Here is a 14,291-nt window from a genome sequence, read left to right on the forward strand (position 1 = left end):
ACAGCGGGCCGGGCGGGGCCGCGGTCGCGATCGGCGTTCCGGATATTCCGGACCCGTGTTCGCCATGACGTTGCCATTCGCTTACCCGAGGGTGGGCATCGCCGCAGGCAGCAAGGGAATCATCTGGGCTCTTGCGACTTTCGGGGCGATTGGGAGGGACGCGATGTGGGATTTCGCGGGCCGCGACACCGCTATCGACCTGGGCAGCGCGACCGTGCGAATGCATGTGAGGGACCGCGGCGTCGTGTGCCGCGAACCGTCGCTGCTCGCCCGATCCCGGCACAACGGACGCATCCTGGCGCTCGGCGCCCCCGCGCAGGAAATGGCCGGACGCAACCCCGACATCACCCTCGTCCGGCCGATCCGCGAGGGAGCGCCGGCCGAGACCGACGAGGCCGAGTACCTGATGCGGCACCTGGTCCGCCGGCACCACCGGCGCCACTACACCGCCCGTCCGCGGCTGGTGGTCACGGTCCCGAGCGGGATGTCGTCCGTCCACTACCGGGCTCTGCAGTTCTCGGCCTTCCAGGCGGGCGCACGGCGCCTCACGCTCGTGCCGACGCCGATCGCCGCCGCCATCGGCATGGGCATGACCTCGTCCGGACGGTCCGAGGTCACGGTGATCGCCGACATCGGCGCCGACATCACCGACGTCGGGGTCATCGCGTTCGGCGGCCTCGTCACCTCGCACACCGCGCCCATCGGCGGGTCCGCATTGGATCGTGCCATCGTCGCGCTCGTCCGGCGCGAGCACGGCGTCGCGCTGTCGCTGTCCGCCGCGGAGGCCGCGAAGCTGGAGGTCGGCGCGGTGCCGCCGCTCGGCCGGCATCCGGTGCGGCAGACCGTCGTCCACGGGCGCGACGTCGCGACCGGGATGCCGCGCGGCATCGTCCTCACCACCGTGGACGTCGGCCGGGCGATCGCCCGGCCGGTGGCGGAGATCGTGGACGCGATCCGCGCCGGCCTCGCCGGCTGCTCGCCGGAGATCTCCGGCGACCTGCTGAGCGTCGGCGTCACCCTCACCGGCGGCTGCGCCCGGCTGCCCGGCCTCGAACGGCTGATCCGCGACCGGACGGGGCTGGGCGCGCGGGTCGGCGACGACACCGGCGACGCGGCCGTGCTCGGCGCCGGCGAGGTGCTGCGCTCCGCCGGCTCCCAGGAGCCGTCCGCCCGCGCCGGTTCCCCGCGCCCCTATCTGCTGACGACGGTGCCGGAGTACTGACACCGGCTCCGGTGCGCCCCGGTGAGAACGGTTCGCCGGACCCTGGGGCGTTTCCGTCACGCGAGGTGCACGACGGCGTCACGATGGGTGCATGGCCTTCGAAGGGATGCCCGGACACGACGTGATCAACGTCGTCGGGGAGCTGGAGCCCGTGGCGGCCGTCCGCGACCAGGAGGCCGCCGAACGGCGGCGCGCCTACCCGCAGCTCGTGGGCATGGGGCCGCCGGAGTTCGGCGGCGCCGAGCAGGCGGGCGGCGTGTGGCGGATCCTCCGGCTCGGCGCGCTGGAACCGTGCGAGGCCCGTGCCGACCTCGGCGTCCATCTCCGCGAGGCCGCCGCGGGCCACGAGACGGCGGTGCGGGAGGAGATGCTGCGGCTCGCGGGCCTGCTCTGCCCGCGGGAGGACGAGCCCGCCGTCCTCAACGAGTGCCACGCCGGGCCGCTGCGGTACCGGATCGTCCGCGTCCTCGGCTTCGCCCGGTTCGGGGACGACGGGCCCGAGCCCGCCCGGGTCACCGACGCCGAGGCCGGTCCGCTGCGCTCGTTCCGCATCGACCCCGCCGCACCCGTCGGCCCGGCGGACGCGGCGCTGCGGCTGGAACTGCTCGGCCGGGGGCACGCCGCGCGCGTCGTCCCGGACGCCCTGCGCCGCGAGGCCGCCGCAGCGGTCGAGGCCCACCCGGGGGTGGTGCTGCTGCCGCCGCAGTTCGACGTCCTGGAGGACGCCGACGGGCGCTGGCGACCGGTCGCCCGCGGGAACGGCCCGCAGGAAGCCCGCACCGCCCTCGCGTACTACTTCCGGGTGCTGCTGCCGAAGGCCGTGCCGGAGGACTGCGCGCCGCCGAGCCCCGGCGAGCTGGCCGAGTACGCCCGTGCCGCCGACCGGGTCGAGTCGGGGAACGGGGTCGAGTTCGTGGCGTGCGGCAGGCGGTTCCGGATCGCCCGCGTCACCCGGATGATCCGCGTCGGCCCGGACGGCCCGGAGCCCGCCCGGCCGTCCGACGAGAACCCCTGACGGCGGGGCGCCGGGCTACACTCCCGGCCCATGAGCGACGCACCCGACCGCGGCGGCCCGGGAAGCCCGCGGCTGCAGGAGGTCTCCGACGGGATCTTCGCCTACCTCCAGCCCGACGGCACCTGGTGGATCAACAACACCGGCTTCCTCGTCGGGGCCCGCGGGGTGACGAGCGTCGACTCCTGTTCGACCGAGCGGCGCACCCGCGCCTACGCCGAGTCGATCCGGTCGGTCACGGACCGTCCCGTCCGGACGCTGGTCAACACCCACCATCACGGCGACCACACGTTCGGCAACTACCTGTTCCCCGGCGCCACCGTCGTCGGCCACGAGGGGACGCGGGAGGGCGCGCTCGGCTGGGGCAAGCCGTTCTACGAGCCCTTCTGGACGAAGGTCGACTGGGGTGACGTCGAACTCGAACCGCCCTTCCTCACCTACACCGACGGCGTGACGCTGTGGGTGGACGACCTGCGCTGCGAGGTCCGGCACGTCGGGACGCCCGCGCACACCACCAACGACTCCATCGTCTGGATCCCGGACCGGCGGGTGCTGTTCTGCGGCGACCTGCTGTTCAACGGCGGCACGCCCTTCCTCATGCAGGGTTCGATCGCCGGCGCGATCAAGGTGCTGGAGGAGGTCGTCGCGCCCTTGGACGCGCGGACGATCGTGCCGGGCCACGGCCCCGTCGCCGACCCGGAACTCATCGACCGCGTCATCGCCTACGCGCGTTTCGTCCAGGCGACGGCCGCCGAGGCCAAGCCGGCCGGCCTGTCGCCGCTGGAGGCCGCCCGCGAGACCGACCTCGGCCCCTTCGCCGGGCTGACCGACCCCGAACGCCTCGTCGGCAACCTCCACCGCGCCTACGCCGAACTGGACGGGCTGGAGCCCGGCGCCCAGATCGACCTGGTGGCCGCACTGAACGACATGATCGCCTTCAACGGCGGCCGCCCCCTCACCTGCCGCGCCTGACCGGCCGGCGGGGCTAGCGGAGTTCGGCGGCCGTCTGGAGGCGGATGCGCGCGTCCGCCCAGGCCTGGACGGTGCGGGCCTGGTCGTCGGATGCCAGGGCCGCGGCCAGGGCGGTCAGGGTCTCCGCCGTCGTGCGGAGGCCCGCCTTCTCCAGGGTTCCGGCGGTCCGGGCGATCCGGTTGCGCAGGCCGTGCGACACCCCGAGAAGGCCGCGGTGCGCGGTCTCGGCCGTGACGGCGAGCGCCGCGTCGACGGCCTCGCCCAGCGGGTCGCGCGGTTCGGCGGCCGGGGCGTCCAGGCCGGCGGCTCCGTCGCCGGCGACCAGGTCGGGGACGACGATGCCGTCCGCGGTCCGCACGGCGAACGGGTCGATGACGAGCCCGCCGCGGTCGCGGCGGACGGAACCGGTGACGAATCGGGGGGTCTGCGCGAGGGCCTCGGCGAGCGCGTCGAGGGCGGCGGGGCGGTGCGGGCTGTAGTCGGCGGAGACGACGGCCGCCGTGCCCTCCGCGTCGGCGACGACGGCCTCCAGCCGCTGCGAGCCGGGGTGGTAGCCGATGTCGCGGACCTCGGCGATCTCGATGACGCGGACGAGTTCCGCCTCGACGCGGGGCCGGACCAGGCGGGGCGGTAGCGCGTCCAGCGCGCGTCTCTCGGCGGAGAGGTCGCGGACGAGGAGGCCGGCGGGCAGGCTCTCCCACGCGTCGCCCAGCGGGGTGACCGTGGTCTTGGCGATCCGGCCGGCGGCGACGCGCACGACCCGGCCCGCGCTGCGGGTGGCGCTCTCGGAGACGACGTTCGCGGCGGCGAGCGAGCGCAGCGGCGCGCCGAGGATCCGGCGGCCGGCCAGGTCGGCGCCGGTCAGGCTCGTTCCGTCCGGGACGTCCCAGTGGCGTTTCAGGACGAGCACGATGCCGGTGCCGGTGTGCGCGAGGTAGATGGCGGCGGTGCGGGTCCCGTCCGTGCCGGCGACGCGGCAGCCGAGGGCGGCGAGGCGGACGCGGCGCAGCGGCGTCTCCGCGGCCTCGTTCGTGCCGAGCACCTGCGAGCGGTGGCCGCCGGCCCGGGCGGCGCGGTGCCGGGCATGGATCTCGGCGTGCAGGCCGGCGATCCGTCCGGGGTCGTGGTCGGCGCGCCGGTCGTGGTAGGCGGCGAGCTGGGCGGCCAGGTCATCGAGCGCGGCGGCGGGCCAGTGCAGGCCGCCCGCGGCCAGGTCGGCGGCGGCGCGGCCCAGCGCGGCGGCCAGGACGGGGCCCGCGTGCATGGCGCCTTCCAGGAGGACCTGATCGGCGAGGTCCACCGCGGCGTCGAGGCCGTCACCGGTCGTCGCGGCGGAGCCGCCGACGTCCAGGCGGATCTCGTCGCCGGTCAGGCCGCGTTCGTCGGCGATGCGGAACGCCCACACGGCGAGGACGGTGACCTCGCCCCGCACCGCGGCGACGGCGTCGGTGTGGACGTAGCCGAGTTCGTCCGGCACGAGGAACCGCACGGTGCAGGTCGGCAGCTCGACCTGTGCCACCGGGTCCTGCGGGGTGGGGCGGCGGATCCTGGCCGAGTAGCCGGTGCGGAGCGTCCGGCGGGCGGCGGTGAGGGCGCGCTGGCCGAGCAGCCGGGCGAGCGCCTCGTCGTCGAACGTGCCCGGCGACCAGACGGGCTCGGGTGCCGCCGGTTCGGCCCCCGGTTCAGCCCCCGGTTCGGCCTCGGAGGCGGTCCGCTGGTAGGCGAGGACGAGGCAGATCCGGTGGCGGCAGGTCCCCGTCGCTGCGCACGAGCAGGTCGCGGCCTCCAGCCCGGCTCCGGCGGGAAGCGAGGTCTTGGTGCCGTCCGGGAAGGCGCCGTCGATGTCCCCGTCCGGCGACACGGTGATCTCGGGGCCGTTGCCGGCGTCCAGGTCCTTGGCGGCGCGCTTGACCAGGCCGCGGTTGGCGAGGGCGGCGAGCGCGTCCGGTGTCAGGGAGAGCAGGTCGGCGCGGGTCATCGGCCGATCCGTTCGGCGACGAACTCGGCGAGCTGCCCCGGCGTCATGGCGCCGACGTGGGCGCCCTCGTCGGCCAGCCGCTGCGCCATGCCCCGGTCGTAGGACGGGTCGGCGTCCTCGTCGAGGGCGGCCAGCCCGAGGACCTGCGTGCCCTGCCGGACGAGCTGCCTGACCTCCCGGACGAGCCGGTGCTCGTCCCCGCCCTCGTAGAAGTCGGTGATGACCGCGACGATCGACCGGCGCGGGTTCTCCACCAGCCCCGCCCCGTACGCGACGGCCCGCGCGATGTCGGTGCCGCCGCCGAGCTGGACCTTCATGAGCAGCTCGGCGGGATCGGTGACGTCGGAGGTCAGGTCGACCACGGAGGTGTCGAACGCGACGAGGTGCGTCTTGAGGCCGGGCAGGCCCCACAGGCACGCGGCGGTGACGGCCGCGTGCACGACCGACCCGACCATGGAGCCGGACTGGTCGACCAGCAGGATCATCTGCCACTGCTCGACGTGACGTCTCGTCCGGGACACGAACCTCGGGTGCTCGATGTAGAGGCGGCGCTCGTCCGGCCGGTAGTGGCCGAGGTTGGCGCGGATCGTGCCGTGGAAGTCGAAGTTGCGGGAGTTCTTGATCCGGCTCGGCCGCCGCGACCGGGTGCCGTGGAACGCCTGCCGGACCTCGGTGGCGAGCCGGTCCATCAGCTGCCGGACGACCGCCTCCACGATGCGCCGGGCGAGCGCGAGGACCTCGGGGTTCATCAGGTGCTTGGTGCGCAGGACGGCGCGCAGCAGCGTCTCGTCCGGCTCGATCCGCCGCAGGACCTCCGGGTCCGTGACGACCTCGTGGATCTCGTACCGTTCGACGGCGTCGCGTTCGAGCCGCTCGATCGTCTCCTTCGGGAAGAGCCGGTGCACGGCGTCGAGCCACTCGACGGTGGTGAGCTGGGACGGCCCGTCCCCGCCGGTCCGGTCCCCGGACGGATCGGGCTCGCCGCCGCCCGCGCCGCCGCCGCGCCGCACCCCGCGCCTGCCGAGGTCGGGGTCGCGTCCGTACAGCCAGTCGAGCGCCGCGTCCTGTTCTGCGGCCCCGCCGCCCAGCGCGCCCATGCACTGTTCGGCGGGCGCGCCGAGGACGAGCCGCCAGCGTTCCAAGTCGGGCGGGGTCACGACTCTCCCTCCTGTGTTCCCTGCGGGGAGTCGCTCGTTCCCATCAGCCCCACGGCCGAGAGGGCGCGGTCCACGCGGGCCTCCAGAGCGAGCGCCTCGGCGGTGAGCAGCGGCGCGTCCGGGGTGCGCAGCAGCGCGCGGGCGGAGCCGCGCAGACCGCGGCGGTCCAGCAGGCCCTGGGCGATCGCCTCCCGCTCGCGCGGCGGGAAGTACTCGAACGCCTGCCGCAGCGCGGGCAGCGCGACGAGGAAGTCCTCCTCGCTCAGCGCGCCGACCAGCTCGTCGAGGACGCCGAGGACGGAGGTGTCCGGATCGAGCACCTCCTGCCTGGCCAGCGCGAACAGGCCGGCGAGCCAGTCCCCGAACGTCTTCGGCCCGGCCGCGCCTCGCACCGCCCGCACCGGATCGGAGGCGTCGCCGAGGACGCGGCCCAGCCCGAACGCGGCTCCGCGCAGGTCGGGCGGGGCGTCGGGCTCGGCGGCGACGCGCCGGGCGACGCCGAGCGCCGCGTCCCGGTCCAGGCGCAGGGTCCCGCCGGCGTGCAGCAGCGCGTCGCGGGTCGCGGCGACGGCGCGGAGCCGGCGCGGATCGGCCGGCGCGGGCCCGCCGCGGACGCCCTCGACCAGCCACAGGACGCGGTCGGCGCACTCCTCGATGACCGTCCCGAACAGCGGGCTGCGCGCCGTCCCGAAGACGCGGTCGTGCCGCCACAGCCCGAGGACGGTGTCGAGCGCCGCACCGAGCGCGGCGATGTCGGAGGCGCCCGCGATCGCGGCGGCGATCGACTCGGCGATCCGCTCGGACCGGCCCGCGCACCCGCACAGCGCCGCGTCGAACAGCACGCCCGCGAGCCGCTCCATGTCGGTGCCCGCGACGTTCATGCGCTCGTCCAGGACGGCCGCGGCCGCGTCGTCGAGGGTCGGCCCGTACGCGCCCGCCTCGATGAGCGCGGAGTGCCGCAGCCCGCCCCGGTCGGACACGTCCAGGACCCAGCGTTCCTCCAGCACCGGGTCGGCGCCCGTCGCGGGCCCCGACTCGCGGTTCGCGCCGGGTATCCCGAGGACGCGCAGCCGGTGCAGCGCCCTGCTCCGCTCCAGCCCGCGCGGGGTCGTCAGGGCGAGGACGACCGGGCCGTCGCGGTCGAGGCCCAGCCGCGCCAGCTCGGACGTCGCGTTGTCCACGAGCGGCGGCGCGGGGGTGTCGCGGTGCAGGCGTCCGGTCCGGTCACCGCTGAGCGCGGCGACCATCTCGGCGACCGCCGGGTGCGCGCCCGGGGCGAGCGTGCCGCGGGACGTCCATGGGAGCCGCTGGTCGAGGTCGTCGTTCACCAGGGCGGACACGAGCCCGTCCAGCAGGTCGGCGCGGGCGGGCGCCGGGTGGCCGCGCAGCCGGGTGAGGCCCTCGGTGAGGGTGCGGGCGGCGATCAGGTCGGCGGTCGAGACGACCTGCCCCCGCGCGCGCAGCCGCGCCACGACCGTCTCGACGAGCGCCCCGGCGGCCGCGGCCGGGCCGCTCTCCCAGAGCCGCTGGTAGTACTCGGGCGACGGCATGCCCGACTGGTAGCCGGTGAACGCGTCCAGGCGCCGGAACGAGTACGGGACGAGGAAGCTGCCGCCGGTCGCGTCCTCGGGCGGTTCGGGGACCCGCGGCCAGTCCGTGCCGCCGGAGGTGACGAGCGCTTCGAGGGCGGGCTTGTGGAAGCCCCCGGTCACCACGACGACGGGCCGGTCGCCGGCGTCGGCCTCGGCCGCCCGGATCCACTCCGCCATGTAGGACTCGCGGGCCGTGTCGTCCTCCCCCGCCTCCGCCTCGCCCCGCAGCAGGCCGAAGTAGGCGCCGAGCCGCTCCCCCGCCCCGTCGGGGTCGATCTCGAAGAGGTGGTCCCAGAGGATGTCGGTGTTGTCGACGGCGAACTCCCGGCACAGCCGCTCGGTCACCTCGGCATAGCGGCGTTCCGCGTCGGCGTACCGGTTGCTGCGGCCGGCGAACGCCGGATGCCACGCGGGCAGGTCGATGAACCGCAGGTCCGCGCCGGCGGCCCGCCCCTCGTGGAGCGCGACCCATTCCGGCGAGTACCCGCAGAACGGCGACCACGAGGCGTGCACGCGCTCGGCGTCCCGGTAGTAGCTGAAGACCGCGACGGGCGGTTCGTGGCCGAGGAGCAGCTCGTCCATCCGTCCGCCGAAGTCCGCGGGCCCCTCCACCAGGACGTACGCGGGACGCAGCCGCCGGATCACGTCCCGGACGAGCCGGGCGCACGCCGGGCTGTGGTGCCGGACGCCGACGAAGGTGACGGCCATCAGCCGGGCAGCAGGTGCCGGGCGGCGTGCAGCGCCTTCCACTGCTCCCCGGGGCGGCGGGGCGCCTGCTGCTCCAGGTACCGGCGCAGCCGGGCGAGGTCCTCGGGGCTGTCCTTGGCGGCGGTCCCGGCGAGGCACTCGACGATGTCGGCGGCGCTGCCCTCCTCACCGCGCAGGAACCAGCCGCGCACCCCGACCTGGTGGGCGACGGACACCGCCTCGGCGGTGCTCATCACGGCCGACAGCCGGTCCATCGAGCGGCCGTCCTCGGTGGTGGCGTTCCGCAGCTCCCGGAATGTGGTGACCAGCACTTCGAGGACGTCCCGGCGCGGCGCGGCCTCGACGCCGCTGTGCTCCAGCAGCCGCCCGGCCTCCTGCTCGACCAGGTCCAGCTCGGTCGCGAAGTCGGCGATCGGGAACACCGTCTCGAAGTTGAACCGCCGCTTGAGCGCGGCGCTCATCTCGTTGACGCCCCGGTCGCGGGTGTTCGCGGTCGCGATGACGTTGAACCCGTCGCGCGCGAAGACCATCGACTCGTGCCCGGACAGTTCCGGGATGGCGAGGACGCGGTCGGACAGCGGCGACAGCAGCGAGTCCTGCACCTCCAGCGGGCAGCGGGTGATCTCCTCGAACCGGACGACCCTCCCCTCGGCCATCCCGGTCAGCAGCGGCGCCGGCACGAGCGACCGCGTGGACGGCCCCTCCGACACCAGCAGCGCGTAGTTCCACGAGTACTTGATCTGGTCCTCGGTGGTGGCGGCGCCGCCCTGGATCGTCAGCGTGGAGGTGCCGCTGACCGCCGCCGCGATCAGCTCCGACAGCAGTGACTTCGCCGTCCCGGGCTCCCCGACGAGCATCAGCCCGCGGCTGGTGGCGAGGGTGACCAGGGCCCGGTCGATGAGGGCGGTGTCGCCGACGAACTTGCGGCGGACGCCGAGCGCGTCGTCGCCGACGATGAACCGGCGCGCGGCCGTCAGGCTCAGCGCCCAGCCGGGCGGCCGCGGCCCGGAGTCGTCCTCCCGGAGCCGGTCCAGCTCGGCGGCGAACCGGACCTCGGCCGGCGGCCGCTGGTAGCCGGTGCCGGTGCTCTCGGTTTCGGTGGTGGTGTCGCTCATTTCTCGGCCGCCTCCGCGAGGGTGGTCAGGTCGGCGAGGATCTCGGACGCGGTGACGTCGTCCAGTTCGCCGAATTTCAGCGGGGTGCCCTTGCTGGGCCAGAAGTCGTCCGGTTCCGTCGCGAACCACACGTAGTCGAGGACCTGGTGGTCGCCGGTGGCGTCGACGGCGCCGACCGAGATGCCGGGATCGAGGTCGATGACGACGTGCCGGTCGTCGGCTATGCGGCGGGAGATCCACCGTTCGCCGCCCGCGTCCAGCGGGGTCCCCCGCTGCCACCCCAGCTTGACGAGGCCGAGGACCTTGCCGAACGGGACCTTCAGCTTCTCGAACCGCTCCAGCCGGCCGCTGTCGCGCTCGGCGGCGGTCAGCACGTGGACGGTACGGGTGAGCTGCGGGAACGGCTGCGTGATCTCGTAGTCGGCGAACACCTCCGACCAGGCTTCGATGGTGTCGCCGAGGTGCAGCGGGTGGGCGATGCCGACCCGGGCCGGCTCGGAGAGGGGGAACGGGTCGTCGCCGGAGTCGGCGAACGTCCGGTCCTCGGCGATGCGGAACGCGGCCGTCGTCCCGTCCTCCTCGGCGATCCAGACCAGACGGCGCGCGATGTGCCAGACGAGCGGATGCCGGACGATGAACTCGCCGAACTCGGCGGTCGTCCAGCGGCGCTGCGTCACCATCGCCCGCTCCAGGCGGCGGATCTGGTCCGAGGCGACGGTCCGCACGTCCTTCTTGAGGCCGGCGAACGTCTTGTAGGCGGCGGGCGCCAGCTCGGGGTCGTCCTTGGCGCCGGGCTTGGGCAGGGCCTTGCGGTGCTTTCCGTCCTCGTCCGCGACGAACGGCTTGAGCTGCTCGTCGAACCGGACGAGGAAGCGGCGCGGCCCGTAGTCGAGGACCATGCCTCCTTCGGCGTCGAGGCCGAAGTCGGGGACGAGCCGGTCCGCGAGCTGCTCGGTGGTGAGGCCGAGCCGCTCGGCGACCTGCCGGATCCGCCGCTGCGCCTCCGCCTGGAGACCCTTGAACTTGACCTTCTGCGCGATGCCGTGGAGGTGCATCAGCGCCACGTCCGACCCGATCTCGGCGAGCACGCCGAGGCCGTTGACCGCGTTCTTGTGCCCGCCCTCCCCCGGCCAGGCCCGGATGACCGCCGTCAGGCGCCGGACGGTCTCGTCGTCGCCGGTATGGCCGAGCTGTCGCAGCGCCCAGGCGTCCTTGGACGGCTTGCCCGCGTCGAGCCACTGCCGGAACAGCGCCCAGCCGAACTCGGCCACCGAATCCGGCGTGCACGCCTTGGCCACTTCGTCCATCCCGTACGCCGCCGGCAGGGTGAGCAGCTCGATGAGGGCCCGGGTCGCGTCCAGGGACAGCGCCTTGTCACGGCCGCGCAGCAGGACCTGGGGAAGCGGTGCCGGGTCCACCCATGCGGCGATGTTCGCGGGCTGGGCGAGGCCCGTCTCCGCCGGTGGCGTTGACAGCAGGTCCTCGATCGCCTTCGCGGCCTCGTCGCCGTGCGCGTCGCGGGCGGCGTCCACGACGGCCCGGAGACCGTGCGCGTCGAGCAGGTACCGGAGCGCGGTCTCGGCGTGCCGCCAGTCCTTGGCCTTCTTCCCGAGCGCCGCCGGGACGAGCAGCGCGACGGCGTCGAGCCCGTGCCTGTCGAACCATGCGCCGGCGGGACGGTAGCGCCTCCCGTGTTTGGCGAGAACCTCCCCCATCAGCAGCGCCGCGTCCGCGTCGAAGTACGGCATCAGCGGTTCGCAGCAGGTCTCCGGGTGCGGCCTGGCCATCCGGATCGCGACGGGCAGCGCATCCAGTTCGTAGCGGGCCGCGAGGGGCCGCATCCACCGGTGGGCGTCCCGGTTGGCGACGCCCTGGAAGCCCGGCAGGACGGGACGGATCAGTTCCTCGGGGCCGTGCACCATCAGCACCAGCGAACCGGTCATGGCACCACCCCTCGTGAAGCTGTCGACGTAGGTCTCCCATTCGTCGCCATGGGGTCGCCGGACGTGCGGCTCGGCGTCCAGCCACTCCTGCCGTTCGCCGTCACGCCACATGAGCCGCGAGGCGGGCGGGGCCAGGCCGGTCATCACGGGCCGGCGGGGATGCAGCCATGGACGGCCGCTGAGGAGGGCGGGAAGCTCCTCCGGCGCCGCCGCCGGAACGCGCGTGGACGTCGCGGCGATGCGCTCGACGGCCGCGGCGACGTCGTCCGGCAGCCCGGGCAGCGCGGCGGTCACGAGGTCGGCGTGGGCCTCGACGTGATGGGCGAGCAGATCGTCCACGCCCGCCCGCGCCAGCAGCCGCAGCGCCCGTACCGGGAACCGCCGCGTCGCCTCGCCGAGCGCGGCCCGCACATGCTTGCGGTCCAGCCGGTCGATCAGCGCCTGCAACGCCTCGTCGGTCGGCAGGAAGGCGATCGCCTCGAAGATGCGCTTGCGGTCGTCGGACTCCAGATACCTGCCGTCCGCCTCGGCCAGCAGGAACGGCAGGACGTCCGGGCCGATCCCGTCCGCCATCGTGCCGAGCAGCGCCCGCGTCGCCTGGCCCCAGTAGAGGCCGCGCGACGGGAACGATGCCGCGAGCTGGCCGGCGTCGCCCACTGCCGACAGCACGAGCAGGTCGAGGTCGTGGCGCCGCGCCTGGGGGGCCGCCGCGGCGCAGCATTCGTCCACCCAGTCCTGCCGCGTCGGGACCAGGTACGACACGAGCCACCGCGCGGCCCAGCCGGACCGGTGCTCCGCCAGCCGGCCGACCGCGTCCGCGTAGTCGGGCTCGGAGGCGGCGGCCAGCAGCCCGCGGACGCGGCGCGCGTCCTCCTGCGACACCGCGAGCATGGTCTCGTCCGGCGCGTGCTGGGCGCCGACCCAGGTGCCGCGCCACGTGCCGCCGCTCTCGCGGGCCGCCGTCGTCCGGCTGAGCTCGACCAGCGCGCACGCGGCGAACGCGATCCCGTGCTCGGTGATCCACGCGTCGACGTAAGGGCGGTGCACCTTGTCGCTCTGGTACGGGCCGCCGTTGCCCATCACGGTGACGGCCGCGATCGCCGCCGCCCCCGCCGGATCCGCCTCCCCGGCCATGTGCCGCCGCGCGGCCTCGGCCAGCGCGGGGTCGCCGGTGCCGCCCTCCAGCAGCGCGTCGACCGCGCCGCCCGTCCGCTCGACGAAGCCCCGGACGGCGTCCGCGGCCGCCGCGTCCACCTTGATCTTCGGGCCGGGCGCACCTCCGCGCCGCGCGTGCAGCGACCGCCGCCACGACTCCGGGATCGTCAGGACGTCTTCGCCGGGGAGGTGATCTTCCATGTCGCCCAACCGTAGAGGAGCACCCCGACAAACCGCTCGGAATCGACCGGGAACCCTGTGAGAGTGGCAGGTGGGACGATGAGGGCCGGTCATCTGGGGAGGGTGTGCGTGGACATCGGGGACGGGACGCTGGCGGTGGGGGCCGGGCGGCCGGAGGCGGAGCAGTTCGCGCCGGGGCTGCCGGGGCCCGTGTTCGCCGCGCACTACCACCTGGCCGGGGAGGCCGCCGGGCCCTACGCCTACGGGCGCGATTCCAATCCGACGTGGACGCTGCTCGAACGGGCGATCGGCGAGCTTGAGGGCGGGGCCGAGGTCGTCTCGTTCTCGTCCGGAATGGCGGCCGTGGCGGGTGTCCTGCTGTCGCGGATCCAGAGCGGCGACGTCGTGGTGCTGCCGGCCGACTGCTATCAGACGACGCGGGCTTTGAAAGAGCGGCTGGAATCGTACGGCGCCGAGATCCGGATGGGGCCCACCGCCGGGGACGCGCAGATCGGATTGGTGGACGGTGCTCGCCTGGTCTGGTTGGAGACGCCGTCCAATCCCGGTCTGGACGTGTGCGATATCAGGCGGATCGTAGAGGCGGCTCACGCGGCGGGCGCACTTGTGGCGGTGGACAACACGCTGGCCACGCCGCTCGGGCAGCGCCCTTTGGAATTGGGCGCCGATTTCTCCGTCGCCAGCGACACGAAGTCCTTGACCGGGCACGGGGATCTGCTTCTCGGGCACGTCGCCACCCGCGATCCGGAACTCGCCGAGGGGGTCCGGTTCTGGCGCAAGACCGTCGGCGCCGTCCCGGGACCGATGGAGGCCTGGCTGGCGCATCGGTCGCTCGCCACGCTCCAGCTGAGGCTGGAGCGGCAGGCGGCGAACGCGCTGGCGCTCGCCGAGGCGCTGCGGGGCCATCCGAAGGTCTCCGGGCTCAGGTACCCGGGGCTGCCCGGCGACCCGGCGCATGAGATCGCGGTCCGCCAGATGCGGCGATTCGGCTGCGTCGTGTCGTTCACGTTGAAGGACGAGGCGTCCGCCGAACGGTTCCTCGGGTCGCTCCGGCTCGTCATGCAGGCCACCAGTTTCGGCAGCGTGCACAGTTCCGCGGAACGGCGCGGGAGGTGGGGCGGCGACGCCGTCGCACCCGGATTCATCCGTTTCTCCGCCGGCATCGAGGACACCGCAGATCTCGTCGCGGACGTCCTTCGTGCGCTGGAGAAAACGACATGATCGGTGGAGGGCGCCGGC

9 protein-coding genes are annotated in these 14,291 nt (G+C 74.6%); 4 read left to right on the forward strand and 5 right to left on the reverse strand.

Translation table 11 applies throughout. The features are described from left to right. The first annotated feature begins 163 nt into the window (after positions 1-163). The 3 genes from ACQPZP_RS27915 to ACQPZP_RS27925 all read left to right on the forward strand — a co-directional run bounded on the left by ACQPZP_RS27915 (position 164) and on the right by ACQPZP_RS27925 (position 3,206). A complete protein-coding gene (locus tag ACQPZP_RS27915) occupies positions 164-1,222 on the forward strand; it encodes a rod shape-determining protein (protein ID WP_433472689.1) in 1,059 nt (352 codons plus the stop codon). Positions 1,223-1,313: 91 nt separating this feature from the next. Beyond that, positions 1,314-2,237 carry a DUF5954 family protein gene (locus ACQPZP_RS27920; RefSeq protein ID WP_433472690.1) on the forward strand — a complete coding sequence of 308 codons (924 nt, stop codon included), beginning with the start codon at positions 1,314-1,316 and terminating at the stop codon, positions 2,235-2,237. Between the two features lie 30 nt (positions 2,238-2,267). Continuing rightward, entirely contained in the window at positions 2,268-3,206 is a 939-nt protein-coding gene (locus tag ACQPZP_RS27925) for an MBL fold metallo-hydrolase (RefSeq protein ID WP_433472691.1), read from the forward strand. Positions 3,207-3,219: 13 nt separating this feature from the next. On the opposite strand, the gene ACQPZP_RS27930 is transcribed toward ACQPZP_RS27925, so the two are convergent. Genes ACQPZP_RS27930 through ACQPZP_RS27950 form a run of 5 tightly spaced genes read right to left on the reverse strand, consistent with a single transcriptional unit; the run spans position 3,220 to position 13,055 of the window. Beyond that, positions 3,220-5,184, reverse strand: a complete 1,965-nt coding sequence (locus ACQPZP_RS27930) for a hypothetical protein (RefSeq protein WP_433472692.1) — start codon at positions 5,182-5,184, stop codon at positions 3,220-3,222. Continuing rightward, on the reverse strand, positions 5,181-6,341 hold the full coding sequence (locus tag ACQPZP_RS27935; protein ID WP_433472693.1) for a VWA domain-containing protein: 1,161 nt from the start codon (positions 6,339-6,341) through the stop codon (positions 5,181-5,183). The genes ACQPZP_RS27930 and ACQPZP_RS27935 overlap by 4 nt, the downstream gene beginning before the upstream one ends. After that, complete coding sequence (locus tag ACQPZP_RS27940) at positions 6,338-8,683, reverse strand: DUF5682 family protein (RefSeq protein WP_433472694.1); 2,346 nt, start codon at positions 8,681-8,683, stop codon at positions 6,338-6,340. Before ACQPZP_RS27940 ends, ACQPZP_RS27935 begins: the two co-directional genes overlap by 4 nt. After that, entirely contained in the window at positions 8,641-9,756 is a 1,116-nt protein-coding gene (locus tag ACQPZP_RS27945) for an ATP-binding protein (RefSeq protein ID WP_433472695.1), read from the reverse strand. The genes ACQPZP_RS27940 and ACQPZP_RS27945 overlap by 43 nt, the downstream gene beginning before the upstream one ends. Continuing rightward, positions 9,753-13,055 carry a DUF4132 domain-containing protein gene (locus ACQPZP_RS27950; RefSeq protein ID WP_433472696.1) on the reverse strand — a complete coding sequence of 1,101 codons (3,303 nt, stop codon included), beginning with the start codon at positions 13,053-13,055 and terminating at the stop codon, positions 9,753-9,755. The genes ACQPZP_RS27945 and ACQPZP_RS27950 overlap by 4 nt, the downstream gene beginning before the upstream one ends. 108 nt (positions 13,056-13,163) lie before the next feature. Between ACQPZP_RS27950 and ACQPZP_RS27955 the strand changes: the two genes are divergently transcribed. Next, positions 13,164-14,273 (forward strand): cystathionine gamma-lyase, encoded by a 1,110-nt coding sequence (locus ACQPZP_RS27955; RefSeq protein ID WP_433472697.1) that lies wholly within the window; start codon positions 13,164-13,166, stop codon positions 14,271-14,273. Positions 14,274-14,291 lie beyond the last annotated feature (18 nt).

The organism is Spirillospora sp. CA-142024 (assembly GCF_050942325.1).
Lineage (GTDB): Bacteria > Actinomycetota > Actinomycetes > Streptosporangiales > Streptosporangiaceae > Spirillospora.